The sequence below is a fragment of the Mesorhizobium sp. M1365 genome, assembly GCF_040317865.1.
GTDB lineage: Bacteria > Pseudomonadota > Alphaproteobacteria > Rhizobiales > Rhizobiaceae > Mesorhizobium.
Genome location: NZ_JAMYLG010000018.1, coordinates 58,281 through 83,938, shown reverse-complemented (window position 1 = coordinate 83,938; position 25,658 = coordinate 58,281). Strand labels below are relative to the sequence as shown.

The window sequence follows — 25,658 nt, the reverse complement described above, 5'->3', positions numbered from 1 at the left end:
CTGCTGGCAAGGGCGATGAGATTTCATTGAAATACAATCTGAGATGGGCCGAGTGGCTGGCCGAGGGACGGATCGGCCCCTTCCCGGCGGCGATCGTCATGGTCGCGGCTTATTTTGCCTTGCAGACCATCATACTGTCCCTGTTGAGCTCTTGGGCGGGAACCGGCGTCGGCATCGATGATGCGGAGCAACTGATCTATGTGCCGCATCTCTGGGCTGGATATGGCGGCTCGCAACCGCCTCTCTACACCTGGATCAACTGGCTGGCCGCGCATGTTTTCGGCACCAGTATCTTCACGCTGAAGCTCGTCAAATACTCCGTGCTGTTCCTTGCCGCCTGCAGCGTGTTCGCCGCCATGCGGCGGTTCGGCTACACCAAAGCGACAGCGGCGGCGGCCATGTTCGGCCTGTTTACGATCCCGCAGATCGTCTGGGAATCGCAGCGCGCCTTGTCGCATTCCGTCGCCGTCGTCGGCTTCTGCTCGCTGCTCCTGCTGGCCATGGCCTATCTTCTCGAGCGGCGAAGCATGATCGCCTATGCGGCGTTTGGCCTGGCCACCGCGGCGGCAATTCTTGCCAAATATAATGATGTCTTCCTCGTGGTGGCCCTTGTTGCGGCCGTGCTGTCGCTGCGCGAATGGCGCAGCGCAATCCTCGATCCGAAGTTCGCGATCAGCATAGCGGTCGCGATATTGGTGCTGGCGCCAACCACCTATTGGAGCCTCATGCATCCCGCCGATTTGTTGTCGAGAGGCGAGAAGTTCGGAATAGACTCGCAACAAGGACGCATGGCGGCGGCCTTTGTCGGCGCCGGCAAGTTTATCATGGGCACCTTCAATTTCGCGGTCTTGCCCGTGCTCGTTTCCGCGCTGGCTTTCGGGCTGGCCGGGTTTCGTTTCTCCGAGTGGCACCCGAAAGGTCCGGCTCGGGAAATTCTGTTGCGGCGTACCTTGGCGCTCGGCTTGGCCATGCTGGCAATGCTTGTACTTGCCACCGGCGTGACGGTGGTCAAGGACCGCTGGCTGCTGCCGGTCCTGTTCATGTTGCCGCTGGCCATCGTCGCCACTATGGAACGGCTGGCGCCGCGTGGCAGGAATGCGCAGCTCCTGGTAATCGCGGCTGGAGCGATCATCGCCGTGCTGCTCGCACCGGCCACCTGGTACGTCCAGATAAACGGGACCAGTGGCCTGTCGCGGATGATCCGCGTGGATTACCCCGCCCTCTATCGCCAACTGACTGCGGACGGACCGGTCAAAACCGCAATATCTGATGGTGCATGGGTCGGAAACCTGAGGTTGGTCGACGCAAAACTGGTCGCACTTGACCAGGAAGTGCCTAATTTCGAAACGCTGATGCAGGAGCCGGCCGTACTCGTCTGGCTTGACCGAGACGATCCGCGTCCGGTCATTTTGGAGCAGCTCAAAGCGGCCGGCTATGAGCCGGACGGCCAACCACGGCAAATGATGGTTCCGCTGTTGCGCGGCACCGGCAAGTCCGCCCGGGCCGGCGCCTATGTAAGATTGAAGAGAATGGCGGTGGGAGCAACCACGGCGCCCAAGGAAGGCGTTAGCGGAGGAGCCGAGGGTGGACAGGAACCCGACTGACCGGCCCCGTCATCACCGCAAGATCATGCCGTTCGAGCCGGACGGCTCGAACGATGTGCTGCACAAAAAATCGCGGCTGAAGGCCGCTGAACTCAACCAGCATGCGCTGGGCTATGGAGCGCTGGCGGAAGTCGAATGGCAGGCGGCGGGCATTGCTGCTCCTGACCTGCCCGCCATGCGCCGATATCGGCTCGAGCGCATCCGCGCCGAGCTGAAGCGCCGCGACTATGCGGGAGCCCTGCTCTACGATCCGGTCAATATCCGCTATGCCACCGACGCAACCAACATGCAGCTCTGGGTCGCACACAATCGGACCAGGCATTGTTTCGTTGCCACCGATGGCCCGGTGGTGCTGTTCGACTATTTCTCCTGCGAGCACCTTTCCGATCATTCCGGCGTCGTCGACGAGGTGCGGCCGGCGGTGTCGTGGGCTTATCTGTACAGCGGCGAGCTGACCGGCCAAAAAGCCCGCCGCTGGGCAGCCGGCATTGCCGACCTGGTATTGGAACATGGCGGCGGCAATCGCCGCATCGCAGTCGACCACATCAATCCCGAGGGCATCGAAGAGCTCGCCCGCCTCGGCATCTCGACCGGCAATGGCGAGGCGGTGATGGAAAATGCGCGGCTGATCAAATCGCCCGACGAAATCCTTGCCATGCGCCGGGCGATCGCCGCTTGCGAGGCGGCAATGGGCGAGATGGAGAAGGCGTTGAGGCCTGGCATCTCCGAGAACGAATTGTGGGCCGAACTCCATCGCGGCAACATCGCGCGCGGCGGCGAATGGATCGAAACCCGGCTCCTGTCGTCGGGTCCGCGCACCAATCCATGGTTCCAGGAGTGTTCGTCGCGGACGATCAAGGCCGGCGAGCTCGTCGCTTTCGACACCGACCTGATCGGTCCTTACGGCTTCTGCGCCGACCTTTCGCGCACCTGGCTTTGCGGTGACGCGCCGCCGTCGCAGGAGCAGCGCGACCTGTTCCGCATCGCCGCCGACCAGATCGCCCACAACACGGAGCTGATGCGGCCGGGCATATCGTTCCGCGACCTCGTCGAGGGCTCGTCAGTGCCACCGGGAGACTGCTTCCCGGCCCGTTACGGGGTGCTCTATCACGGCGTCGGCCTTGCCGACGAATACCCGACTTTGCCGCATGCTGGCGACTGGACCGACGACACACCGGACGGAGTGCTCGAACCTGGCATGGTGCTGTGCGTCGAGAGCTATATCGGTCGGCTTGGCGGCTACGAAGGCGTCAAGATCGAAGAACAGATCCTGATCACTGAAACCGGCTACGAGAAGCTTTCGACCTACCCGCTCGACAATCGGCTGCTTGGCGGCTGAGCGATGCTAATGCATGTCGCGCAAAAGTGTGCAGCGGCTTTGCGATAACGACATGCATAAAACAAGAATCTAAAGCGCGTCGCATGAGGCCGACCGAACGCGACGCGCTTTACGTGAGCGCCGCGATCGCCTCGCGCATCGCGGCGACGATCGTTTCCGGCGTCGTCCTGGCGGTGATGAACGGCAAGCCTTTGCGCCGCCTTGTCCAGCCGACGACCGTCACCTTCTGCGCCGCCGGCTCGAAACGCTGCGCCAGCGCCCAGCTCTCGCAATCGATCGCCGCGACGTCCGCCCTGCCCTCGGCAACGGCAACGATCGAAGCACGGTGCCCACAGCTTTCGCTCAGCGCGGAAAAGATATCCAAACTCTCGCCCAATGCTTGCAGGTCGCGGGCTGGCGCGATGATGCCCGACATGGAATCGAGGCTGTTGAAGGTGAAGCGCTTGCTGCGAAGCTGATCGAGCGGAATGACGACGCCGCCGTCGGCCGGCGCCCTTGCCGGCGGTGCCTCGCCCGCCCTCATGACGATGGCGCTCGAATAGAGTTCGCCCTGTCCACCCTCGAAGGCGTCGTAACGCGGCTGGCCGATGAGCTGGACACGCTGCGACAGGCCGAGTTCCATCGGTCCCCAGCAGGTTTGCGCAAAGAGCAGCGCCGGATGCAGCCAGAGCTGGTGAAAATCCAGTTCGTCCGGCGGCAATGTCGCCGGATCGGGCGCGATGGGTTTTCCCTGATCGTCGCGAATACCGCCAGGCACGGGGGGCAAATCGCCGGTGCGGCGAATGATCGTCTCCGGCGCATCGATGCCTTTTTGTCTGAAAGCATCGCGCAGCCGCGCCCATTGCGCGTCGACATCGTCCCGCGCTTCCGGCCAGTCGTACATCGGCAAAGCCGCAATGAATTCGCTCATGCCGGGATTTGACCGTTATGCGGGGAAATTGGCAAGGTCAGGAAAGCGTCGTCCGCGCGGCACCGCCTGCAACAACGCAAGAATCATTCTTTCGGCGGCTCGGCGGGTACCGGCGCGCTGCCAAGCCCATTGAGGCTGCGTGCCCTGACGCGCGGCTTGAATGCGCGTCCCGGTTCCGGCATGCGCCGCAGCACGGGATGGACGACCGGCTCCTTCGCCTTGAAGGCATAGGCCTTGAGCAGCGCGAAATAGTTCGGATAGGCGTAGCCATTGTTCATCCGCAGCCATTCGTCGCGGCGGTCGGCGAACAGCTTCGGCAGCCTGTACCAGGCCACCGTCGGGCTCTTGTGATGGACGAAATGCAGATTGTTGTTGAGGAACAGGAAGGACAGCGGCGAGCGCTCGACGATGATCGTGCGGCCTTCCGGATGTTCAGACCATTGGTGCTCGGCGTAGGTACGGATCGAAATCAGCGACTGCCCAAGCCACACCGGCACCAGTATGTAGAGCCATAACGGCATGCCGAAGCCGAACTGCACGACAGGCAGCACCACGACGAGGCCGATCGCATGCAGCAGCCATGCCTTGCGGATGGACTTGTCGCCCGCGGCAACCTGCTTGGCGTCGTCGATGAAAAAGCCGATGCAGGAAAGCCACGGGCCTAGCACCAAACGCCCGATCATCGTATTGTTGACCTTCAGCAGGAATTTCATCGCCGACGGCAGCTCCTCGTGCTGCCAGAGAGCCTTGTAATAGCTTTCGGGATCATCGAGCGGATCGGTCAGGCGCTCGTCTGCATGGTGGCGCAGATGAATGGTCTTGAACCGGCGAAACGGCCAGACAAGGCCAATCGGCAGGAACACAAAGGCTTCGTTGAGCCGCGCATTCCGGGTTGGGTGGCCGTGCAGGACCTCGTGCATCAGCGAGGATTGCAGCGCCGCAATCAGGGTCAGAAAGGCGAGTGCCAGCAGCGGGTAAGAGGGCCAGAGCAGGAAGCCGGTAGCGAGCCAGCCGCCGTAGCAGAGAAGTGCGAGAAATGCTGTCGGCCATTCGATGGCCATTGCGCCGTGTCGCCTGTTGCCCATGCTCGTCATGCTATCGACCACTGCCTTCCAGTCGCCGGAACCCGTTTGATTCCTGACAACATTGTGTCAGGAGCGTTGCGTCGGCGCAACGCGATAAAGCGCACAAACTGTTGCGATTGCGCATTTTCAGCTGCATATGTTATGTATTGTAAACAGCCAACAGGATTCATTTGCGCCTGAAGCCCGCGTTCGCGGCTTTAAGCGCAAATTTTTCCTCCTATTGAATGGGGTAGCGATTTGGACAAGCGCGACCTGTCGACGATCTTTCGCGAGCGCCTGAAAATGCTCTTGACAAGGTCCGATTTGAACCAATCAGCCTTCGCCGCCGCGGTTGGCATTGACCGTTCGGCACTGTCGCAGCTGCTCTCCGGCGCCTCGACCCGCCTTCCCCGTGCTGAAACGCTGCTCAACATCGCCGCCGAATTCAAAGTCTCGCTCGACTGGCTGCTCGGCCTCAGTCACGATGAGGGCGTCACCGGTGAAATCCGCGAGAGCCTTGAGATCGAGGAGGCGCCGGACGGCTTCGACCGCACGCTGCTGGCTCGCTGGCATGCCGAGGCGGCGGGAACGAAAATCCGCTATGTGCCGGCCGGCATTCCCGATCTTCTGCGCACCGAGGCGCTTGTCGACTACGAAGCTGTCATCGCCAACAAGAGCCGCGAGGCACAGGCCGGCGAGACGCAGTACCGCATCGACTACAACCGACGGCCCGAAACCGACATGGAAGTCTGTATGCCGCGCCACACGCTGGAGATCTTCGCGCGCGGGCTGGGCGTGTGGGACCGCTTTCCGGAGGCCGACCGCCACCAGCAGCTCCTGCACATGGCGACGCTGCTCGACGACCTCTATCCCACCTTCCGCCTGTTTCTCTATGACGGGCGGATGCGCTATTCGATCCCCTACACCATCTTCGGGCCCTATCGCGCCGCCATTTACGTCGGCGACATGTATCTGGTGCTGAACGCCACGCAGCCGATCCGCATCCTGACCAGCCATTTCGACAATCTGATCCGTGCCGCGGACGTCAACGCGCATGAAGCGGCCAGCTTCACACGAAAGCTGGCGGAGATGCGATTTTGACCGGTTGCTCTACGTGCCGACATTGACGCCACATAAAGAATTCTTTATATCCTTATCTCAGTTATTCTTCCGGGAAGGCGTATTTCACATGACCAATCCGATCGACGCTCTGCTTGCCGAAAAGGGCGTCCTGCTCGCCGATGGCGCCACCGGCACGAATCTGTTCGCCATGGGCCTTGAGGCCGGAGAGGCTCCCGAGCTCTTGAACGAGACCGCGCCCGACACCATCACCAGCCTGCACCAGAACTTTGTCGATGCCGGCGCCGACATCATCCTGACCAACTCTTTTGGCGGCACCCGCCATCGGCTCAAGCTGCACCACGCGCAGGACCGGGTCTATGCGCTGAACAAGCGCGCGGCCGAGATCGCAAGCGCCGTCGCCGGCAACGCCGGCCGCAAGGTGATCGTGGCCGGCTCCGTCGGCCCGACCGGCGAGCTGCTGGTGCCGCTCGGCGCCATGACCTATGACGAGGCGGTCGAAGCCTTTGCCGAGCAGATTGAGGGGCTGAAGGCCGGCGGCGCCGAAGTCGCCTGGATCGAAACCATGTCGGCGCCTGACGAAATCCGCGCCGCCGCCGAAGCCGCCATCCGCGTCGGCCTGCCCTATACCTATACCGGCTCCTTCGACACCGCCGGCCGCACCATGATGGGACTGCTGCCGAAGGACATCCACGGCGTCGTCGATGGCCTGTCGCAGACACCGCTCGGTGTCGGCGCCAATTGCGGTGTCGGCGCCTCCGACATTCTCGCGTCGCTGCTCGACATGACCGCGGCGAAGCCGGAAGCAACGGTGATCGTCAAGGGCAATTGCGGCATTCCCGAATTTCGCGGTGCCGAGATCTACTATTCCGGCACACCCGAGCTGATGGCCGACTATGTGCGCCTCGCCGTCGATGCCGGCGCCAAAATCGTCGGCGGCTGCTGCGGCACCTCGTTCCAGCACCTCGCCGCAATGCGCAAGGCGCTCGATGCGCACACCAAGTCGGATCGCCCGACCGTCGAGCAGATCGTCGAACGCATCGGCCCGATGCGCAACAAGCAGGCTACGGTCAATGTCGCCGAGACCAGCGAAGCCCGCCGCGAGCGGCGCCGCGGACGCGCCTGACCCTTTCGTCTGCGACATGGTCCGCGCGAAGCAGTGCGGCCGCGAAAAAAGGCCGGCAAGGTTTCCCTCGCCGGCCTGCCTCACCCGCCCGTAGGCCGGCTCCCCCTATCAGAACGATCCCATCTGAAAGAAACCGGCCGTCATTGCCACTACCGGTTACCGCCGAGCGCCGAGGCAAGGCGCACAAGCGAGAGGAACTCGGACCGGTATCCAAACGGATCGGCTCCTCTGGCGGCGGTGGCAATCTGCATGATCTTGTCGTAGCCGAACTTCGCGGTAGCATCCTCGTCGCGCAGCTTCTGGCCGAAGGCAGCAACGGCAACAGAGAAACGCTGGTCGGTGCTGGCCTGGTCGAACGACGCCACCTCATTGGCTGACGTTACCGGCGTGGTGATCAGCTTCGAGGTGTCCTCGTTCGGCAGCTTGTAGCGGATCTTGACGAAAGCATATTCGTCGGCATTGGCGACACCGCCATTGTTCACCGAGGCCTGGCCGTAGCGCAACTGGTCGATCTGTTCGCCGCCGCTGCCCTTAGGCGTGATCTCGTAGATCGCGGTGACTGAATGACCTGAGCCGATCTCGCCGGCATCGACCCGGTCATTGTTGAAATCCTCGCGGTTCAAGGCGCGGGTTTCGTAGCCAATCAGCCGGTACTCCGAGACCTTGTTCGGGTTGAACTCGACCTGGATCTTCACGTCCTTGGCGATGGTGAACAGTGTCGAGGAGGCATCCTCGACCAGCACCTTCTCGGCCTCCGCCAATGTATCGATGTAGGCAGCAGTGCCATTGCCGTTCTGGGCGATGGTCTGCATCATCTGGTCGTTCAGATTGTCGCGGCCGAAGCCGAACACCGACAGGAATACGCCTGTCTTGCGCTCCTTTTCGATCAGCCGCTTCAGGTCGTCGTCGTCGGTCTGGCCGACATTGAAGTCGCCATCGGTGGCGAGCATCACCCGATTGATGCCGTCCTTGACGAAGGATTTCTGCGCCAGCCTGTAGGCTTCCTTGATGCCGGCCTCGCCTGCCGTCGAGCCGCCGGATGTCAGATTGTCGATGGCAGCGAGGATCTTGTCCTTTTCCGAAGCCTTGGTGGGCTCCAGCACGGTACCGGCATCGCCCGCATAGGTGACGATCGAGACGGTGTCGTCAGGTCTCAGCTTGTTGACCAGCAGTCGGAAGGCCGACTGCAGGAGCGGAAGCTTGTCCTGCTCGTTCATCGACCCCGACACATCGATCAGGAAGACCAGATTGGCCCTGGGCTGCTCGGCCGGCTTCACGTCGAAACCCTTGATGGCGACATGCATCAGCCTGGTGTGCTCGTTCCACGGTGTCGGCATGACGCTGACGGTCGAGTTGAACGGCGTCGAGGCGGAGTCCGGGCCTTTCCAGTCATAGGGGAAGTAGTTGACCATCTCCTCGACGCGAACCGTGTCGGCCTGCGGGATAAAGCCTTCCTTGAGCGAGCGCCGGACGAAGGAATAGGAAGCGGTGTCGACATCGATCGAGAAGGTCGAGACCGGGTCTTCAAGTGCGGCATGCACCGGGTTGGTCTTGAAATTCTCGACGCGGTCGCGGTTTTCCTCTTGCGGCAGCATCTGGTCGGCCGGCGCAGCGGCGGGCTGCTGTGCCATCAGCTTGGGCTCGGCAACCGTGCCAGGCATGCGGCCGACCCGCGCGCCGCCATCGGCTGAAGGGGCCGCGGAGCTTGCGTCGCCGTTCAACGCAAGCTCGCTGCTCGGCTGCGGTTCGGGTGCATTGCGGCTGAGCACATCCTGCTGCGTCAGCCCGCCGACTGCGGTCGATTCCGCCTTCGGCGGCGATGTCGGCGCCACAAGCGCCTCGCCGGTGTCGCGGCTTTCACTGTCGGCGTCCGCCTTCTTCTGCTTGTCCGCTTCGGCAACGACCGGCGGTTTGACGGTCGTCGGCTTGTCAGCCAGCGTTTCGGTGATCTTATCCCCGCCGAATTCGGGCCCGCCGAATTTGGATTCCCCCAGCATATAAATGGTAGCGTATCCGGCGATCGGCAGGGCAACGAGCCCGGCAATGGCCGGCGTGGCGAAGAGTTTCTTTTGCATGATTTCGCTCCAGAGCCTTTGTGCTCGCTCTGTGAGACGAAGCCCGCTCACCGATCCTTGGGCGCCCGGCAAAGTTTTTTCTTCCATGTCATAGGCGCGCAGCGCGGCCTGGAGGGCACGCGCCTTTGCGTCCGCGTCCGGCGCCGGTGCTGCGATGTCGCGCAGTCTGTTCAGTTCGTTGTCGTCGACCATGGTCACACTTCCCCGGCTGAACGCATCAGCGTCTTCAGCCGTTTCTTCGCTTCATGGATGTGCCAGGAAACCGTCGTCTCCGAGATCGCCATCGCCTCGGCGGCGGCGGCGTGGCTCAGCCCTTCGCCATAAACCAGCAGCACCGCATCGCGCTGCTTGTCCGGCAGCTTGCGCACCGCTGCCCAGAGCGCCTCGGCCGGGTCTTCCGGCTCGGCCGAGATTTCCCCCGAAATTAGCGCATAGGCGCCATAAGCCTCGGTCTTGACCGTCTCGCGGGCGGTCTTGCGCATCATGTCGCGCGCCGCATTCAGCGTCATGGTGTAGAGCCACGTCGTGAAGGCACCGCTGCCGTGATAGTCGCGGATCGCCCGCCCGAGCCGGACGCAGACTTCCTGGGCGATATCCTCGGCGTCGGCCTTTTTCCCGCACCAGCGATAGGCGGCGCGATAGACGAAACCATAGTGCCTTTCGAGCAACTTGCCGAAAGCACCCCGGTCTCCGCCCTTCGCCCGTCCGATCAGTTCGGCGTCGGAGGCTTCGCTTTCGTCCAGCATCATCGCCATCATTTGCCTGTTGGACGAAGGCTAATGGCGGTTCCTTGGGGCGATGGAAAGAATTTTTTGGCGGGCGGTCACGTCGTAATGGTTGGCGTGCCTTGGCCGAGCGTCTCCGCAAACAGCATCGTCAGCCGCTTCCAGTGGCGTTCGGCGCCGGCTGCATCGAAGGCACTATGGTCCGGCATGCACCAGCCATGCGCCATGCCGGCATAGTTCTCTATGACATGATCGACCTCGGCGGCGCGCAGTGTTTCGGCCAGCCGCGCCGATTGCTCCGGCGGAAAGCTGCGGTCCACACCGGCAGTGCCGATATAGACCCTTGCCTTGACCGAGGCGGCCTTCCGATGCGGACTGTCGGCGGCGTCACCAGCCAGATTGCCGCCGTGAAAACTGGCCGCGGCGGCGATGCGGTCGGGATAGCTGGCCGCGGCGTTCAGCGCCCGCGCTCCGCCCATGCAGTAGCCGACAATGCCGACCGGCCCGGTTAGGCCTTGGGCAGCGAGCGCGTCGAGGAAAGCGCCGCTGTCGCGGATCGTCATCTCCTGGGTCGTGCCGCCGAGCAGACCTGTGATTGCGGCCTTGTTCCTCTCGTCACTGAACGCAGTCTTGGCTTCGAAAGGGCCGTAGGGCGCGTTGCGGTAAAAAAGGTCCGGCACCAGCACCGCATAGCCTTCGTCGGTAAGCCTTTCCGCCATCTGGTCGAGCGCCGGTCGCGGGCCAAAAGCGTCCATGTAGAGGATGATCGCTGCCTTGGCTGGGGCTGCCGAGCGGAACAGCCCGGCTTTGGCCACGCCGTCACTCGTCTTGATCTGGATCGCTTGCTTGGCCATCGCCCGCTCCGTTGACATGTCGTGCGATAGATATCCGCGCTGACCGTCGCCGCAAGCTGTAATGAGGCGATCTGCTTCAAGATTTCGTGCGGCATTCGGCGACGCTACAGACGCGCGAATGCTGCCATGTGAAAGGCCTGAACCTCGGCCGGATAGCGATAATCGGTGTCGTAAGGACAGGCGTTGCGATCAAGGCAGCCGCCGGTCCGGCAGGGCGCGCCGTTTTGCCCGCGCACATGCGCCAGACAGGTTTCATGTGCAAAACCGTCCGCAGAATAAGCCTCGACCGGACAGGATTTCAGGCAAGGTTTTTCGGCACATGTGTCGCAAAGGTGAATCACGTCGCGGGGTTCTTGGAGCGCAATTTCGTCTTCGAACAGCAGCGCGCCGCGATAGGCATGCCAGAGCCCATATTGCGGATGCATGAGAATGCCGAGCGGCGACGGCTTCAGCCCCTCCGCACGCATCGCCCATTGCTGGAATGGCAGATAAGGCCTGTCGGACGGCGACACCGCGCGTGCCCCGAATCTTTCGGCCACCGCGCCGATCACTTCGCGAGACCATCTGTCGAGCGGATCGTCGATCGGCTGTGACTGTTTCTCCAACCAGCGCAGGAAGTGCGGCCAAGGTGCGGCACCCGCCTGCCCCACCAGCAGAACGGATCTGGCGGCAGCGCCGGAGAGACCGGAAGGTGTCTCCTCAGCACCTGCAAAATTGAAGCCGCCGCGAAGCATGAGGCCGGAGGCGGAAAGCGCTGCCGCGATGGTTTCGACCATGCTGCGCTCAAGGAACTCTGTCACCCTTCGATCCTTGAAAACGGAATTACTCCCCTTTTCTCAAGCGTCTCACGCAAATTATCGGCGTAGCGATGAGCAAACGCCTCTACTTCACCTTTGGGCCGGGCAAAATAGCGGTCATAAAGTGTTGAGTAGTCCTCACCTTGGGCGAACGGCGCTTCCACTTTTCCAAGCCAATCAACCCAGTGGCCGATCTCATGCAGAAGCGTGCGATAGAGCTGCGTGGCTCGCACGGAATCGAGTGAGGTGGAAACGAGATGCTTCTTTCCAACCCGGCTGATTTTGTGACCGTCCAAACGAAGTCTGTCCAACTCTGCCGCATCCTCAGGGTCCAGCGATGTGGACCATTCGATGGTGTCGCCAACGTTACAGGCTTCCAAAAATAAGGCCGGACCACTTTTTTCGATGGAGGATCCGCGGAAACCAAGATCGGCATAATAAAACATCCGCCCCCACGCCGGTCTGAGTACGCGCGCTTTTCGCGTCGGTTGGCGCAAGACAAATGTTTCCAGCCCGGCCCAGTCAGCGAGAGGAACATGAGAGAGAAGGAAGACAACATCTTCGACCGAGCATGCGTGAACACACCCACCGCTCGTCTTTTCGACAATGAGCGTTACGTCCCTGCCATTCACCGTCCTGCGCAGCGTCTGGCCAGGATTGAGCTGCGCCGCACACCATCCGGCGGATGTCCACGGTCGGGGAACGATCATGCGGTTGTTTTGCCCATGGCCCTGCTTCGGCGTGCCAATGTTCCGGTTTCGCCTGGTTGGATTGAAAGGCATTGGCACCGTTCCCTCGCCGCTCGTCCTCACCCGAACGCGCAAATCACCCCTTCTTGTCCGGGTCGGAGAAGGCACTCCGCCAGACTTCCTTGTGGATGATGTTGGCGACTTTAGCCCCGCCTGATTCGGGCTCCTTTCAGGTGAAGGCGTCGGCCATCGACGCCTTCTTCCTGCCGATGAAGTCCTTCAGCCCGTCGTCGATGCCCGGATCGAGGTAAGGCGCCTCGTAGCTTTCGAGCCAGCGGCGGGCGAGCTCGTTGGCGCGCTGCGGCGCGGTTTTTTCGCCTTCGGCCAGCCATTGCTCGTAGGAATTGTTATCGGCGATGTTGGAGCGGTAGAACGCGGTCTGGAAATTGGCCTGGGTGTGATCGCAGCCGAGATAGTGGCTGCCTGGGCCGACCTGGCGGATGGCGTCCATCGCCTGGCCGTTTTCCGACAGGTCGACACCCTCAGAGAACTTCTGCGTCATGCCGAGCTGGTCGATATCCATCATGAACTTTTCGTAGCAGGAGGCGAGACCGCCCTCGAGCCAGCCGGCCGAATGCAGCACGAAGTTGGTGCCGGCGAGGATCGTCGAGTTCAGCGTGTTGGCGCTCTCGTAGGCGGCCTGCGCATCGGGGATTTTTGAAGCACAGAGCGAACCGCCGGTGCGAAACGGCAGGCCGAGCCGACGGGCAAGCTGTGCGGCACCATACGAGACCAGCGACGGCTCCGGCGTGCCGAAGGTCGGCGCGCCCGACTGCATCGAGATCGACGAGGCGAAGGTGCCGAACAGCACCGGCGCACCCGGCCGGATCAGCTGGGTGAACGACGCCCCCGCCAGAACCTCGGCTAAAACCTGGGTCAGCGTGCCGGCGACCGTCACCGGGCTCATCGCACCGGCAAGGATGAACGGCGTGACGATACAGGCCTGATTGTGGCGCGAATAGACCTTCAGCGCTCCCAGCATGGTCTCGTCGAAGACCATCGGCGAGTTGGCATTGATCAGGCTGGTCAGCACCGTGTTGTTCTCGACGAAATCGTCACCGAACACGATCTTGGCCATCGCCACCGTATCTTCCGCGCGCTCGGGCGCGGTCACCGAGCCCATGAACGGCTTGTCCGAATATTTGATATGGCTGTAGACCATGTCGAGATGCCGTTTGTTGACCGGCACGTCGACCGGCTCGCAAACCGTGCCGCCCGAATGGTGGATCGACGGCGCCATATAGGCGAGTTTCACGAAATTCCGGAAATCCTCGATCGTCGCATAGCGCCTGACGCCGTCGAGATCGCGCACGAAGGGCGGTCCATAGACCGGCGCGAACACTGTCGCGTTGCCGCCGATCTGCACCGAGCGCTCGCCGTTGCGGGCGTGCTGGGTATAGACGGACGGAGCGGTCTTCAACAGCGAGCGGCAGAGGCCCTTGGGGAAATGCACCCGCTCGCCCTTGACGTCGGCGCCCGCCTCTTTCCAAAGCTGCAGCGCCTCGGCGTCGTCGCGGAAGATGATGCCGATCTCCTCCAGCACCGTGTCGGTATTCTTTTCGATCAGCGCCAGCCCTTCCTCGTCCAGCACTTCATAGACGTTGATCTTGCGCTTGATATAGGTGAGCTGTGTGCCGGGGCCGCCGCCCGAACGCGCAGCCCGTCGGGCTGCGGCGCCACCGCTGGCAGCGCGCCCGCGCCGTGCGTTTGACGCTTCCTGATCGACCGGCGCGTTCTCACTCATAATCGTTCTTCCCTGGCTTTCGTTCTGGCCTGATTTACTCCGGCCGGGCTGTTGTACCGGCCTGAAATCCGTTTGCGGCCGCATATTGCGGTCTCTGGCCGGATCGTAGCCATGCACCCTATTCGAAACGGCCCGCCAGCGCCAACGCCTGTCGCAAAATCGACAAGAATTCCAAGAGATTTACGGTCGCTTTCGTTTTGCGGGAAGTCGCAAATCAGCTATGGACAACCGGCCCGTGCGGGTTAGGTATTGACGCGATATTTTTAAGCTGCCGCGATAGTTGTAGCCGGCAAGGAGCCTGAGAAAAAATGGCCGACGACGAGATCATCCTTTCGGAACTCTCCGACGACGAGTTGGTGCAGCAGATGCACGACGATCTTTATGACGGGTTGAAGGAAGAAATCGAGGAAGGCACCAATATCCTTCTCGAGCGCGGCTGGGCGCCTTACAAGGTGTTGACCGAGGCTCTGGTCGAGGGCATGCGTATCGTCGGCGAGGATTTCCGCGACGGCATCCTGTTCGTTCCCGAAGTGCTGCTGTCGGCCAACGCGATGAAGGCCGGCATGTTCATCCTGCGTCCGCTGCTTGTCGCCACAGGCGCGCCGAAGCAGGGCAAGATGGTGATCGGCACCGTCAAGGGCGACATCCACGACATCGGCAAGAACCTGGTCGGCATGATGATGGAAGGCGCCGGCTTCGATGTCATCGACCTCGGCATCAACAATGCGGTCGAAAAATATCTCGATGCCATCGAAAAGCACCAGCCCGACATCATCGGCATGTCGGCCCTGCTGACGACGACCATGCCTTACATGAAGGTCGTCATCGATACGATGAAGGAAAAAGGCATTCGCGACGACTATGTCGTACTGGTCGGCGGCGCACCGCTCAACGAGGAATTCGGCAAAGCCGTCGGCGCCGACGCCTATTGCCGCGACGCCGCGGTGGCAGTCGAGACCGCCAAGGACTTCATGAAGCGCAAGCACAACGTCCGCGCTTCGGCCTGAGCCAATAAGTCCGGCACGAACAAGAAAAGCCGCGCCTTGCAGTGCGGCTTTTTTATTCCCAAATGTTGAGAGCCGTGCGGATCAGGGTTTCTTGACGGTATCGTCAACTGCCTTCGCAGTGGATTTGATATCCTTACCGACGCCGCGCACCGTGTTGGCGCAGGCCGAAACAGCCAAGGCGCAGGCGAGAATAGCGATTGGCGCGACGCGGAACAATTTCATGATTGGTGTCTCCCTCAGCATATAAATTCGCTGGACAGCAACGAAGATCGATTAGACTGGTTCCATGACTACCGCGCGAAAACAACAATCCGATCAAGGCGACAGGCTGCTCGTCATCGCCTGCGGGATGATCGCGCGCGAAGTTTTGGCGGTCAAGGAGCAGCTCGGGCTCGACCATCTCGACCTGACCTGCCTACCGGCGGAGTTCCATTTCTATCCGGACCGCATCGCGCCGGCCATGGACAGGGCTATCGAGAAGGCCAAGACCGACGGCTACAGACACATCTTCGTCGGCTATGCCGATTGCGGCACGGGTGGCCTGCTCGATCGGATCTGCGAGAAGCATGGCGTCGAGCGCATGGCCGGGCCGCATTGCTTTGCTTTCTACCAGGGCATGGATGCCTATGCGAAGGTCGCCGATGACGACATGATGTCGTTCTACATGACCGACTTCCTCTGCCGGCAATTCGATGCCTTCTTCATGAAGCCGCTCGGCCTCGACAAGCACCCGGAGCTGATCAAGGACTATTTCGGCAACTACGAGAAGCTGATCTATATCGCTCAGACCAACGACCCGGAACTCGACAAGGTCGCCGAAAAGGCGGCGAAAATGCTCGGCCTCGCCTATGAGCGCCGCTCGACCGGCTATGGTGACCTGACGAAGGAACTGGCCAGCGCCTCAGCACATTCGTAAAAGAAATAGCGTCCTCTAAGCGTTTGCCGGAGGCTGCCGTTCATTTTCGCCCACCGATTCACCGATCCGATATGACATCGATAATGCGCCCGGTTTCAAGGCGGATCGGCCCCCGCGCGGTTGGATCTTTAAGCAATATTTCGGCAAGCATTGCATCGACATTGTCGAAATTACTTTGCAGAATTGACGGATCACTTAGCTCCCAATACTCCCCTTCATCGACGACATTGAGACTGGAGAACAAGCGAGTAATTTCGCGAAGAAACCTGATGATCTCGATATGAGCGCCTGCACCTGAAAACTGAGTTTTACAATGTTGTTGAACGAAGAGGTGATTGTCGAACTCAAGCCGCAGCGGTTCCGAATTGGGATGCGGTTGAAGCTCTATTCCAAACACAGGGCCAATATAGTCCACGTTTCGTTCATCAATGACTCGATTGAGCGTCTTCTCGCGCTCATCGATCTCGCGCACCGGCCAGTCTCGCGCAATGGCGAACGCCTTGGCTTCGTGCAGCAAAGCAGCATATTGCTCGTGACCCCGTAACTGTCCTTCAAAGTAGATTGTTACTCCCAACTACCTCTCCCAGTGACGCGCATTCCTGACGAATACCCGCGCTCTTATTCCGCCACAAGCCGGGCGAGCACATCGGCAAAGCTCGTCTTGCAGATGAAACCCAGCCGCTTCCTCGCCCGCGACGCATCATAGACCCGGTCGATCGACGAAAACATCGTCCAGCCTTTCTTCGCGTAGAGCGCCGGATAATCCGGAAAATAGCGCGCCACGACCGACGGCGCGTCGGCGATCAAGGCCGCGCAATCTTCGGGCTGGAAAGGCGTCGGTGCCGAGATGATGAAAGTGTCGAAGCCCAATTGCGGCGCTTTCTCCAGGGCAGCGATGTGGGCGTCGGCTGCGTCCTCCACCGTCAGCCGGCGGAACAACAGCTCATTGGCCTTGGTGTTGGCATCCGACTGTTCGATCACGTGCGCCATGTCGTCCGCCTCGGGAAAAAACCGGGCGGTGCGCAACACGATCACCGGCAGGCCGAACTGCAAATGATAGAGCCGGCAGAGCTGTTCGGCTGAAAGCTTGGTGACGCCGTAGATGTTGCGCGGTTCAGGCGACATGTCTTCCGTCAGCCATGCCGCCTTGCGCGCCCCGCCGGTGAAGCCGGTGCGGATGGACTCGGAAATCATCAGCGATGTCGTCGACGTAAACACGAAGCGCTGAACGCCAAAAGCTGCCGCCGCGTCGAGCAGGTTGAGTGTGCCGCGCACATTCGTCTCGACGAAATCCTCGTTGCGATGACGTTCGATGTCAGGCTTGTGCAGCGCGCCGCTATGGATGATGGCCTCGATGCGGTTCTCCTCGACCGCCCTCATGACCAGGTCGCGATCGGCGACTGAGCCGACGATTCGCGTTTCCGAGGATGGGGCGGGATCGAGGCCGGTGACGTCATGGCCAAGAGCCCGCAGGCGCGGCGCCAAGGCGCTGCCCAGCCAACCGGACGATCCCGTCAGCAAGATCCGCATTCTTTCCACCTCGTTTCTGCTGTCGATGCTCAGGCACGGATGACAGAACGCGGCGAAACATTAAGGTATGCGCCAGACGAGAAAACGGGCTGCTCCAGCCATCAACAGGGAAACGCCACCGATGATCGCTCGCCTCATGTTTGCCGTAGCAACTGTCCTCTGCTTGACCATGCCCGCGTTCGCCGATGGCGAGGTGCAGAAGCTGATAACGGCTGCCGACAAGGCGCGGCTCGATAAATATGGCGAGACGCGCAAGGCGGCGCTTGACGAGGCGAAGGCCGGCGATCCCGCCGAGGTCAAGCAGCTCGACGCCTTGCTGGCAAAGCCGCTGGTTCCCTTCTCTGACAGGGACCTGACCGGCAAATGGCAATGCCGCACCATCAAGGCCGGCGGATTGAGCCCGCTCGTCATCTATGGCTGGTTCAAATGCAAGGTGAGCGACGACGGTTCCGGCTGGAGACTGGAAAAGATCACCGGCTCGCAGCGCACCAAGGGCCGCTTCTTCGACGATGGCGAGAAACGCGCGATCTATCTCGGTTCCTTCCACGTCAACGACGATCCGGCAAAGCCCTACGGCAGCGGCCCGGAAAGCGATCAGGTCGGCTATGCCTTCCGCAACAGCGCCAGTGAATGGCGCATCGAGTTCCCGGCGCCCTATTACGAATCGAAGCTCGATATCCTCGAATTCAAGCGCTGAGCCCGATCACCAGGGGTTAACCCGGTCAGCCTAGCATTCGCGCGCAAAGAACAGGTTCTTTGCGGGGAGTCGCAGAGCATGGCACTGTCGAAAACAAACCAACGGCCGATCGTCGTCGTCACCGAAGGCGGCCCGCATATCTGGGCGATCGTCAACGCCCTCGCCGATCAACTCGGCCCGGTCAGCGTCATCCTCGAAGCTCCTGAATCCAAAAAGCAATTGCTTCTCGCGCGGGCGCGGCGGCAAGGCTGGACCTCGGCCATCGGTCAACTCGGCACGATGGTGCTGACGCGCCTCGGTAAGCGCTTCTTCGCCGGCCACGCAGCACGGCTTGCCGCCGGGCAGAAGCTGCAAACCGAACCGAAGCCTGGGCAAAAGATCATTTATGTCTCGTCGGCCAACGCGCCGGAGTGCCTGCAGGCGATTGCGGAAATCCAGCCGGGTGTGGTGCTGCTCGCCGGCTGCCGCTTGCTGTCGCGGCAGACGCTGGCGAAAATCCCTTGCCCGGTCCTCAACTACCATGCCGGCATCGCCCCGAAATATCGTGGCATGAACGGCGGCTACTGGGCGCTGGCCTCAGGCGATGCGGAGAACTTCGGCACCACCGTGCATCTGGTCGACGCCGGCGTCGACACTGGCGGCGTGCTGCGGCAGACGCGTGGCAAACCGCAGCCGGGCGACACAGTTTCGAGCTACGCGTTGCGGCAGGCGGCCTTCTCGCGCGACATCTGCGTCGAAGCGGTCAGGGATGCGCTGGCCGGCAAGGTCGGCACGGTGGATCCCGGCCTACCTTCGACACAATGGTATCATCCGACGATATGGTTTTATCTCTGGACGGGGATAAGGAACGGCGTCTGGTGACGCGCCGATTTACCGGACAGCCACCCGCCACTAACATTGCATCATGAGCGACATCGACCACCGCACCATCATTGCCGGCCTTTCGGTCGAGGACCGTCGCGACCTCACCGCCAGGGTTGACCGGCCAGGCATCGTCCGGCTGGCGGTCCATGCCGGGCTGGTTATCCTGCTAGGCGCGCTGATCGCCGCTCGCATCCCGTTCTGGCCCGCGCTCGTCTTGCCGCAGGGAATCCTGATCGTCTTCTTCTTCACGCCGTTGCACGAGACCATCCATGAAACGGCGTTCAGAACGGCGCGGCTCAATCGCGCTGTTGCCGCCGTGGCCGGCTTCCTGATCCTGCTGCCGCCGGCATGGTTCCGCTATTTCCATTTCGCCCATCACCGCCATACGCACGACCCGGACAACGACCCCGAACTGATGGCCCCGAAGCCGGAGACCATCAGCCAATATCTGCGCTATCTGTCAGGCGGCCCCTATTGGATCGCCATGGGCCGTGTGATCGCAACCAATGCGGCGGGCCGCAACCGCGACGGCTTTGTGCCGGAAAAGCGCCGCGGCAAGGTGGTTGCCGAAGCACGGCAGTTCCTGATCGGCTATGCGGCATTGCTGGCCGCATCGCTCGCCGCGCAGTCGGCGCTGCTGTTGTGGGTCTGGATCGTGCCGGTGCTGGTCGGACAGCCGTTTTTGCGTGCCTACCTGCTGGCCGAGCACGCGTTGTGCCCACATGTCGCCAACATGCTCGAGAACACCCGCACCACCTTCACCACAAGGCTGGTGCGCTTCGTGGCTTGGAATATGCCGTACCATTCCGAGCACCATTCCTATCCGGCCGTTCCCTTCCACCGCCTGCCGCGCTTCCATGACATCGTCGCGGAGCATTTACGCACGACCGAACGAGGTTACGTGCGCTTCCACAGGAAGCTGGTCGGCAGCTACGATGGCCGCGCCGGCTGACCAGTGCTGGAAGAAACTCCGCTTTCAACCGCGGCCGTCGATTGCGTCGCTTTTGAAGGCCCCCGCGTCGTCCCATAACAAGCAGCCCAACAGCGCTTCCGGCAATGCTCGAAACCACTGCATTGGCCAAAAGATCGGAATCGATCTTCGGAGAGCACGATGCAGCGGAGTTAAATGGTAGAGCATCGTTTGTGCGTCCGATTGGACGCACGGCGCTCTGCAGGAGCAGGAAATTATGGCCGATCTGATCGTCGTCTACTGGCGCGACATCCCCGCCCAGGTCATCGTCAAGAAGGGCCGGCAGAACGCCAAGCGCGAACTGCCGCTGCGCTTCACCGAGGCGATCGACATGTGCGCCATGCGCACCGGCGCTGGCGGCACCGACGACTATCTTGCCGAATGGCACAAGGCAGAACCCCTCCCGGTCAGTGACGATCTTGAAGCCGAGGCCGAGAAGGCTCTTCAGGAACTTGATGCGAAATACGACCGTGAGCGGCTGGTCGCTCTGGTCAAGGCGGGGGGCAAAGAGAATGTCTGATCCCCAATCAATGCCGGCGACGACGGCTCAAGCCGGCGTGACCCAGGCGACCATCGTCAAGAAGGCGGCGCCGAAATCCGACTACAAGCCGGCCGACGTGTCGCCGCAGCGGCGTGTGCAGCGCTCTTTCGCGGTGCGGCTTTGGTCTGTGCGGCATTCGCGGCTGCTCGAATGGTTCTACGGCAAATTCGCCGACATGTTCCTGCTCCTCCATCCGCTGTGGAAGGGCATCGGCTACAGCCGTGTCGAAGGGCCTGTGAAATTCGTCGAAAAGCGCGTCAAGGGATTCATGTTCGACTGCCGCATGTGCGGCCAGTGCATCCTTTCCTCGACCGGCATGTCGTGCCCAATGAACTGCCCCAAGCAATTGCGCAACGGCCCTTGCGGCGGTGTCCGCGCCAACGGCAATTGCGAGGTCGAGCCTGACATGCCTTGCGTCTGGGTCAAAGCCTGGGAAGGCTCGCGGAACATGGTGCATGGCGACAAGATTTTGGAAGTGCAGAAGCCGGTGGATCAGTCCTTGCGCGAAACTTCCGCCTGGCTGCGGGTCACCGCGCAGGCCGCGGCCGCCCGCAATGCGGCCCGGAATACTACGAAGACCGGAGCATCGGCATGATCGGCCGTCAGCCAGACGAGAATCCGGCCGGCATCCATTTGCCGCTCGATCCCCTGCCCGGCCACACCTCGCGTGGCCGGCTGGAACGCGTCCTCAGGCGCGGCGAGTTCGCAGTGACGACCGAGCTCAATCCGCCCGACAGCGCCGATCCGGAAGACGTCTACAACCGCGCCAGGATTTTCGACGGCTGGGTCGACGCCATCAATGCCGTCGACGCTTCCGGCGCCAACTGCCACATGTCGTCGGTCGGCATCTGCGCACTGCTGACCCGCATGGGCTATGCCCCGATCATGCAGATCGCCTGCCGCGACCGGAACCGCATCGCCATCCAGGGCGACGTGCTTGGGGGTGCTGCGATGGGCGTCGCCAACATGCTGTGCCTGACCGGCGACGGCGTGCAGGCCGGCGACCAGCCCGGCGCCAAGCCGGTGTTCGATCTCGACTGCATGTCGCTGCTCGAAACCTGCCGCGTTATGCGCGATAACGGCAAATTCCTGTCCGGCCGCAAACTCACGACCCCGCCGCAGCTTTTCCTTGGCGCGGCGATCAACCCGTTTGCGCCGCCGATCGATTTCCGGCCCTATCGGCTGGGCAAGAAGATCGCCGCCGGGGCACAGTTCGTGCAGAGCCAGTACTGCTTCGACGTACCGATGTTCCGCACCTACATGCAGAAGGTCCGCGATCTCGGCTATACCGAGAAATGTTTCATCCTGTGCGGCGTCGGGCCGCTGGCCTCGGCCAAGACGGCCAAATGGATCCGCTCCAACGTACCGGGCATTCACATTCCCGATCAGATCGTCAAGCGCCTGGAAGGCGCTCAGGATCAGAAGAAGGAAGGCAAGCAGCTCTGCATCGACATCATCAATGAGGTGAAGGAAATTCCCGGTGTGTCCGGCGTCCATGTGATGGCCTATCGCCAGGAAGAATACGTCGCTGAGATCGTCGACGAATCTGGCGTGCTGAAGGGTCGCCGGCCGTGGAAACGCGAAATCCGCCGCGACGACCAGCTCGTTGCCGACCGGCTCGACCACATACTGCATGACGACCTCACCGAAACCCAAGTCGACATGGTCAAGACCGCGCATTGACAGCGCGAATCGTCAGCATTCGCTTGATCAGAAACAGATAACGATATAAAGAACTCTTTATATCACGATGGAGAGATTTCATGACCCGCACCATCGTCGCCTCGGCGACACGAGAAATCATCATCGGCTTCGATCAGCCCTTCTGCGTGATCGGCGAGCGCATCAACCCGACCGGCCGTAAGAAACTGGCCGCCGAAATGATCGCCGGCAATTTTGAGACCGTCATCAAGGATGCGCTGGAGCAGGCCGCCTGTGGGGCCACCATGCTCGACGTCAATGCCGGCGTCACTGCAGTCGATCCCAACGCCACCGAGCCGGCGCTGCTGGTGCAGACGCTGGAGATCGTGCAAGGCCTAGTCGACCTGCCGTTGTCGATCGACTCCTCCGTGACTGCGGCAATCGAAGCGGCGCTGAAGGTCGCCAAAGGCCGGCCGCTGGTCAATTCCGTCACCGGCGAGGAGGAAAAGCTCGAAGCCATCCTGCCGTTGATCAAGAAATACAACGTTCCCGTCGTCGCCATTTCCAACGACGAGACCGGTATTTCGATGGACCCCGATGTGCGCTTCGCCGTCGCCAAGAAGATCGTTCAGCGCTGTGCCGACTTCGGCATTCCGGCGCATGATGTGGTCGTCGACCCGCTGGTCATGCCGATCGGCGCGCTGGGCGATGCCGGCCGCCAGGTATTTGCCCTGCTACGCCGGCTGCGCGAGGAGCTCAAGGTCAACACCACCTGCGGCCTCTCCAACATCTCATTCGGCCTGCCGCACCGTCATGGCATCAACGCCGCCTTCATCCCGATGGTGATCGGCGCCGGCATGACCTCGGCGATCATGAACCCGGTGCGGCCGCAGGAAATGGAAGCGGTGCGTGGCGCCAACGTGCTGAACGGCACCGACGAGAACTGCACCAACTGGATCAGGACCTACAAGGACTACAAGCCTGCTGAAGGCGGCCAGGCCGTTGCCGCCCGGACGCAGGTCAACGCGCCGGGCGATGGCAATGGCAATGGCGGACGCAGGCGCGGCGGCCGCGAAGCGCGTATGGCCCGGGGTTGAGCCAGGTCTTGGCCGACACGATATGGGGCCTAGGACTGGGGAGGAACCGAGACATAGCGGCATCGCTGCCGTAGCCAAGACCCGAGCTGCGTAAAAAGTAAAGTCTGGAACGTATGAACTCTCCCGTCAACATCACCGATCCGCTCGTGCTGTTCATGCCGTCGGGCAAGCGCGGGCGGTTTCCGGTCGGCACGCCGGTTCTGGACGCCGCGCGCCAGCTTGGTGTCTACGTCGAGAGCGTGTGCGGCGGGCGTGCCACTTGCGGGCGTTGCCAGATCGAGGTGCAGGAAGGCAATTTCGCCAAGCACAAGATCGTTTCCTCCAACGATCACCTCTCGCCCAAGGGCGCCAAGGAAGAGCGCTACGAGCGCGTACGCGGCCTGCCCGAGCGCCGCCGGCTGTCCTGCTCGGCGCAGATTCTCGGCGATCTCGTCGTCGACGTGCCGCAGGACACCGTCATCAACGCGCAGACCATCCGCAAGGACGCCGACACCAGGGTCATCGCCCGCGATGCGGCAATCCGCATGTGCTATGTCGAGATCGAAGAACCCGACATGCACAAGCCGCTCGGCGACCTCGACCGTCTGAAGATCGCGCTGATGAAGGACTGGGGCCTCAAGAGCCTCGATTTCGATTTCCATCTGTTGCCGCAGGTGCAAGGCATTTTGCGCAAAGGCAACTGGACCGCGACCGCCGCCATCCACAAGGACACCGACAGCGAGACCGCACGAGTCATCGCTTTGTGGCCCGGCCTCAAGAACGAGGCGTACGGACTTGCCTGCGATATCGGCTCGACCACGATCGCCATGCATCTGGTGTCGTTGCTGTCGGGCCGCGTCGCCGCCTCGTCGGGCACATCCAATCCGCAGATCCGCTTCGGCGAGGATCTGATGAGCCGTGTCTCGTACGTGATGATGAACCCGGACGGCCGCGAAGGCATGACGGTCGCCGTGCGCGAGGCCATTTCGGGGCTTGTGGACAAGGTCTGCACCGAAGGCAACGTCCAACGCAACGACATCCTGGATTCCGTGTTCGTCGGCAATCCGATCATGCACCATCTGTTCCTCGGCATCGATCCGACCGAGCTCGGCGGCGCCCCCTTCGCGCTAGCCGTCTCCGGCGCCGTGCACATCAAGGCATCGGATATCGGTTTGAAGCTCAACCAGGGCGCCAGGCTCTATATGCTTCCTTGCATTGCCGGCCATGTCGGCGCGGACGCTGCCGCAGTGACGCTGTCGGAAGGGCCGCACCGCCAGGACGAGATGATGCTGATCGTCGATGTCGGCACCAATGCCGAGATCGTGCTCGGCAATCGCCAGCGGGTCGTGGCGGCCTCATCGCCAACTGGCCCGGCCTTCGAAGGTGCGGAAATCTCCGGTGGCCAGCGCGCCGCACCGGGTGCCATCGAGCGCGTCCGCATCGATCCTGAAACGCTGGAACCGAAATACCGCGTCATAGGCTCGGAACTCTGGTCCGACGAGCCGGGCTTCCTCGACAGTGTGCAGGCGACCGGCGTCACCGGTATTTGCGGCTCCGGCATCATCGAGGTGGTCGCCGAGATGTATCTCGCCGGCATCATCTCCGAGGACGGCGTCGTCGATGGATCGCTGAGCGGCCACTCGCCCCGCGTCGTCGCCAATGGCCGCACCTTCTCCTATGTGCTGAAGGAAGGCGAGCCCAAGATCACCATCACCCAGACTGATGTGCGCGCTATCCAGCTTGCCAAGGCCGCCCTTTATGCCGGCACCAAGCTTTTGATGGAAAAACAGCACACCGATCATGTCGACCGCATCCACTTCGCCGGCGCATTCGGCTCGTTCATCGACCCGAAATACGCAATGGTGCTGGGCCTGATTCCGGATTGCGACCTCGACAAGGTCTCGGCCGTTGGCAATGCGGCCGGCGCCGGCGCCCGCATGGCGCTGTTGAACCGTGGCTATCGCCGCGAGATCGAGGAAACCGTTAGCAAGATCGAGAAGATCGAGACGGCGCTGGAGCCGAAATTCCAGGAACATTTCGTTTATGCCATGGCGCTCCCGAACAAGATCGACCCGTTTCCCAAGCTGTCGGCGGCGGTGAAACTGCCGCCGCGCAAGACGGTGAGCGAAGACGGCATTGCCGGCGACGCTGCCCCGCGGCGGCGTTCGCGCGAAGGCCATGCCGCGCGGCGCGGGCGGGGATGACTCGCCTCCGCCAGGCTGTCAGAACTTCCATTTTCATTTTGTATGCAAATGTTTCCAGATCGCGCCGATCTGGAAACGAAATCGCGTTTTCGTGAAATCCGCCAGATACATAGGCGGAGCATTTAACCGGCATCGAACGGCCGGC

25 protein-coding genes are annotated in these 25,658 nt (G+C 61.8%); 14 read left to right on the top strand and 11 right to left on the bottom strand.

What is annotated here, in order from left to right; translation table 11 throughout:
* Positions 1 to 26: 26 nt before the first annotated feature.
* Together NKH04_RS19940 and NKH04_RS19935 are read left to right on the top strand one after the other, a co-directional pair.
* On the top strand, positions 27 to 1,604 hold the full coding sequence (locus NKH04_RS19940) for an ArnT family glycosyltransferase (RefSeq protein ID WP_353044811.1): 1,578 nt from the start codon (positions 27 to 29) through the stop codon (positions 1,602 to 1,604).
* A 25-nt stretch (positions 1,605 to 1,629) separates the two neighbouring features.
* The gene (locus tag NKH04_RS19935) at positions 1,630 to 2,943 is read left to right on the top strand and encodes a M24 family metallopeptidase (protein WP_352614063.1); all 1,314 of its coding nucleotides are present in this window, start codon (positions 1,630 to 1,632) and stop codon (positions 2,941 to 2,943) included.
* 109 nt (positions 2,944 to 3,052) lie between these two features.
* Here the strand turns inward: NKH04_RS19935 and NKH04_RS19930 are convergent, their stop codons facing one another.
* Together NKH04_RS19930 and NKH04_RS19925 are read right to left on the bottom strand one after the other, a co-directional pair.
* Positions 3,053 to 3,853 (bottom strand): phosphate/phosphite/phosphonate ABC transporter substrate-binding protein, encoded by an 801-nt coding sequence (locus tag NKH04_RS19930; protein WP_353044810.1) that lies wholly within the window; start codon positions 3,851 to 3,853, stop codon positions 3,053 to 3,055.
* Positions 3,854 to 3,936: 83 nt separating this feature from the next.
* On the bottom strand, positions 3,937 to 4,947 hold the full coding sequence (locus NKH04_RS19925; protein WP_352539666.1) for a fatty acid desaturase: 1,011 nt from the start codon (positions 4,945 to 4,947) through the stop codon (positions 3,937 to 3,939).
* Positions 4,948 to 5,175: 228 nt separating this feature from the next.
* Between NKH04_RS19925 and NKH04_RS19920 the strand changes: the two genes are divergently transcribed.
* Positions 5,176 to 6,018: a helix-turn-helix domain-containing protein gene (locus NKH04_RS19920; protein ID WP_352539665.1), complete on the top strand. Its 843-nt coding sequence runs from the start codon at positions 5,176 to 5,178 to the stop codon at positions 6,016 to 6,018.
* Positions 6,019 to 6,106: 88 nt separating this feature from the next.
* Positions 6,107 to 7,123, top strand: coding sequence for a betaine--homocysteine S-methyltransferase (gene bmt / locus NKH04_RS19915; protein WP_352831061.1), 1,017 nt, complete (start codon positions 6,107 to 6,109; stop codon positions 7,121 to 7,123).
* A gap of 149 nt (positions 7,124 to 7,272) precedes the next feature.
* Here the strand turns inward: bmt and NKH04_RS19910 are convergent, their stop codons facing one another.
* From NKH04_RS19910 to NKH04_RS19885, 6 genes are all read right to left on the bottom strand, one after another.
* Positions 7,273 to 9,390: a vWA domain-containing protein gene (locus NKH04_RS19910; RefSeq protein WP_353044809.1), complete on the bottom strand. Its 2,118-nt coding sequence runs from the start codon at positions 9,388 to 9,390 to the stop codon at positions 7,273 to 7,275.
* 2 nt (positions 9,391 to 9,392) lie between these two features.
* Positions 9,393 to 9,953, bottom strand: coding sequence for an RNA polymerase sigma factor (locus NKH04_RS19905; protein ID WP_352452095.1), 561 nt, complete (start codon positions 9,951 to 9,953; stop codon positions 9,393 to 9,395).
* A 68-nt stretch (positions 9,954 to 10,021) separates the two neighbouring features.
* Positions 10,022 to 10,777, bottom strand: coding sequence for a dienelactone hydrolase family protein (locus NKH04_RS19900; protein WP_353044808.1), 756 nt, complete (start codon positions 10,775 to 10,777; stop codon positions 10,022 to 10,024).
* Between the two features lie 104 nt (positions 10,778 to 10,881).
* Complete coding sequence (locus NKH04_RS19895) at positions 10,882 to 11,553, bottom strand: hypothetical protein (RefSeq protein ID WP_353044822.1); 672 nt, start codon at positions 11,551 to 11,553, stop codon at positions 10,882 to 10,884.
* 20 nt (positions 11,554 to 11,573) lie between these two features.
* A complete protein-coding gene (locus NKH04_RS19890; RefSeq protein ID WP_353044807.1) occupies positions 11,574 to 12,356 on the bottom strand; it encodes a hypothetical protein in 783 nt (260 codons plus the stop codon).
* Positions 12,357 to 12,492: 136 nt separating this feature from the next.
* On the bottom strand, positions 12,493 to 14,067 hold the full coding sequence (locus NKH04_RS19885) for a trimethylamine methyltransferase family protein (RefSeq protein WP_352500948.1): 1,575 nt from the start codon (positions 14,065 to 14,067) through the stop codon (positions 12,493 to 12,495).
* A 308-nt stretch (positions 14,068 to 14,375) separates the two neighbouring features.
* Between NKH04_RS19885 and NKH04_RS19880 the strand changes: the two genes are divergently transcribed.
* Positions 14,376 to 15,074 carry a cobalamin B12-binding domain-containing protein gene (locus tag NKH04_RS19880; protein ID WP_023676506.1) on the top strand — a complete coding sequence of 233 codons (699 nt, stop codon included), beginning with the start codon at positions 14,376 to 14,378 and terminating at the stop codon, positions 15,072 to 15,074.
* An 81-nt stretch (positions 15,075 to 15,155) separates the two neighbouring features.
* Here the strand turns inward: NKH04_RS19880 and NKH04_RS19875 are convergent, their stop codons facing one another.
* Positions 15,156 to 15,296 carry an entericidin A/B family lipoprotein gene (locus NKH04_RS19875; protein WP_023676507.1) on the bottom strand — a complete coding sequence of 47 codons (141 nt, stop codon included), beginning with the start codon at positions 15,294 to 15,296 and terminating at the stop codon, positions 15,156 to 15,158.
* 64 nt (positions 15,297 to 15,360) lie between these two features.
* On the opposite strand from NKH04_RS19875, the gene NKH04_RS19870 reads away from it, so the two are divergent.
* Entirely contained in the window at positions 15,361 to 15,990 is a 630-nt protein-coding gene (locus NKH04_RS19870; protein ID WP_352500949.1) for a DUF1638 domain-containing protein, read from the top strand.
* 58 nt (positions 15,991 to 16,048) lie between these two features.
* Here NKH04_RS19870 and NKH04_RS19865 read toward each other — a convergent pair whose 3' ends face one another.
* Together NKH04_RS19865 and NKH04_RS19860 are read right to left on the bottom strand one after the other, a co-directional pair.
* Complete coding sequence (locus NKH04_RS19865; RefSeq protein WP_352500950.1) at positions 16,049 to 16,564, bottom strand: hypothetical protein; 516 nt, start codon at positions 16,562 to 16,564, stop codon at positions 16,049 to 16,051.
* Between the two features lie 44 nt (positions 16,565 to 16,608).
* On the bottom strand, positions 16,609 to 17,520 hold the full coding sequence (locus NKH04_RS19860; RefSeq protein ID WP_353044806.1) for an NAD-dependent epimerase/dehydratase family protein: 912 nt from the start codon (positions 17,518 to 17,520) through the stop codon (positions 16,609 to 16,611).
* 121 nt (positions 17,521 to 17,641) lie between these two features.
* Here NKH04_RS19860 and NKH04_RS19855 point away from each other — a divergent pair, with 121 nt between their 5' ends.
* From NKH04_RS19855 to NKH04_RS19820, 8 genes are all read left to right on the top strand, one after another.
* On the top strand, positions 17,642 to 18,217 hold the full coding sequence (locus tag NKH04_RS19855; protein ID WP_353044805.1) for a DUF4893 domain-containing protein: 576 nt from the start codon (positions 17,642 to 17,644) through the stop codon (positions 18,215 to 18,217).
* Positions 18,218 to 18,295: 78 nt separating this feature from the next.
* A complete protein-coding gene (locus NKH04_RS19850; protein WP_353044804.1) occupies positions 18,296 to 19,078 on the top strand; it encodes a formyl transferase in 783 nt (260 codons plus the stop codon).
* Between the two features lie 43 nt (positions 19,079 to 19,121).
* Positions 19,122 to 20,033 (top strand): fatty acid desaturase, encoded by a 912-nt coding sequence (locus NKH04_RS19845; RefSeq protein WP_352681619.1) that lies wholly within the window; start codon positions 19,122 to 19,124, stop codon positions 20,031 to 20,033.
* 235 nt (positions 20,034 to 20,268) lie between these two features.
* On the top strand, positions 20,269 to 20,571 hold the full coding sequence (locus NKH04_RS19840) for a virulence factor (RefSeq protein ID WP_352470289.1): 303 nt from the start codon (positions 20,269 to 20,271) through the stop codon (positions 20,569 to 20,571).
* Positions 20,564 to 21,187 (top strand): methylenetetrahydrofolate reductase C-terminal domain-containing protein, encoded by a 624-nt coding sequence (locus tag NKH04_RS19835; protein WP_352454616.1) that lies wholly within the window; start codon positions 20,564 to 20,566, stop codon positions 21,185 to 21,187. The genes NKH04_RS19840 and NKH04_RS19835 overlap by 8 nt, the downstream gene beginning before the upstream one ends.
* Complete coding sequence (locus tag NKH04_RS19830; RefSeq protein ID WP_023676515.1) at positions 21,184 to 22,275, top strand: methylenetetrahydrofolate reductase; 1,092 nt, start codon at positions 21,184 to 21,186, stop codon at positions 22,273 to 22,275. The genes NKH04_RS19835 and NKH04_RS19830 overlap by 4 nt, the downstream gene beginning before the upstream one ends.
* Positions 22,276 to 22,355: 80 nt before the next feature.
* Positions 22,356 to 23,330 carry a methyltetrahydrofolate cobalamin methyltransferase gene (locus tag NKH04_RS19825; protein ID WP_023676516.1) on the top strand — a complete coding sequence of 325 codons (975 nt, stop codon included), beginning with the start codon at positions 22,356 to 22,358 and terminating at the stop codon, positions 23,328 to 23,330.
* 113 nt (positions 23,331 to 23,443) lie between these two features.
* Positions 23,444 to 25,513, top strand: a complete 2,070-nt coding sequence (locus NKH04_RS19820) for an ASKHA domain-containing protein (protein WP_023676517.1) — start codon at positions 23,444 to 23,446, stop codon at positions 25,511 to 25,513.
* Positions 25,514 to 25,658 lie beyond the last annotated feature (145 nt).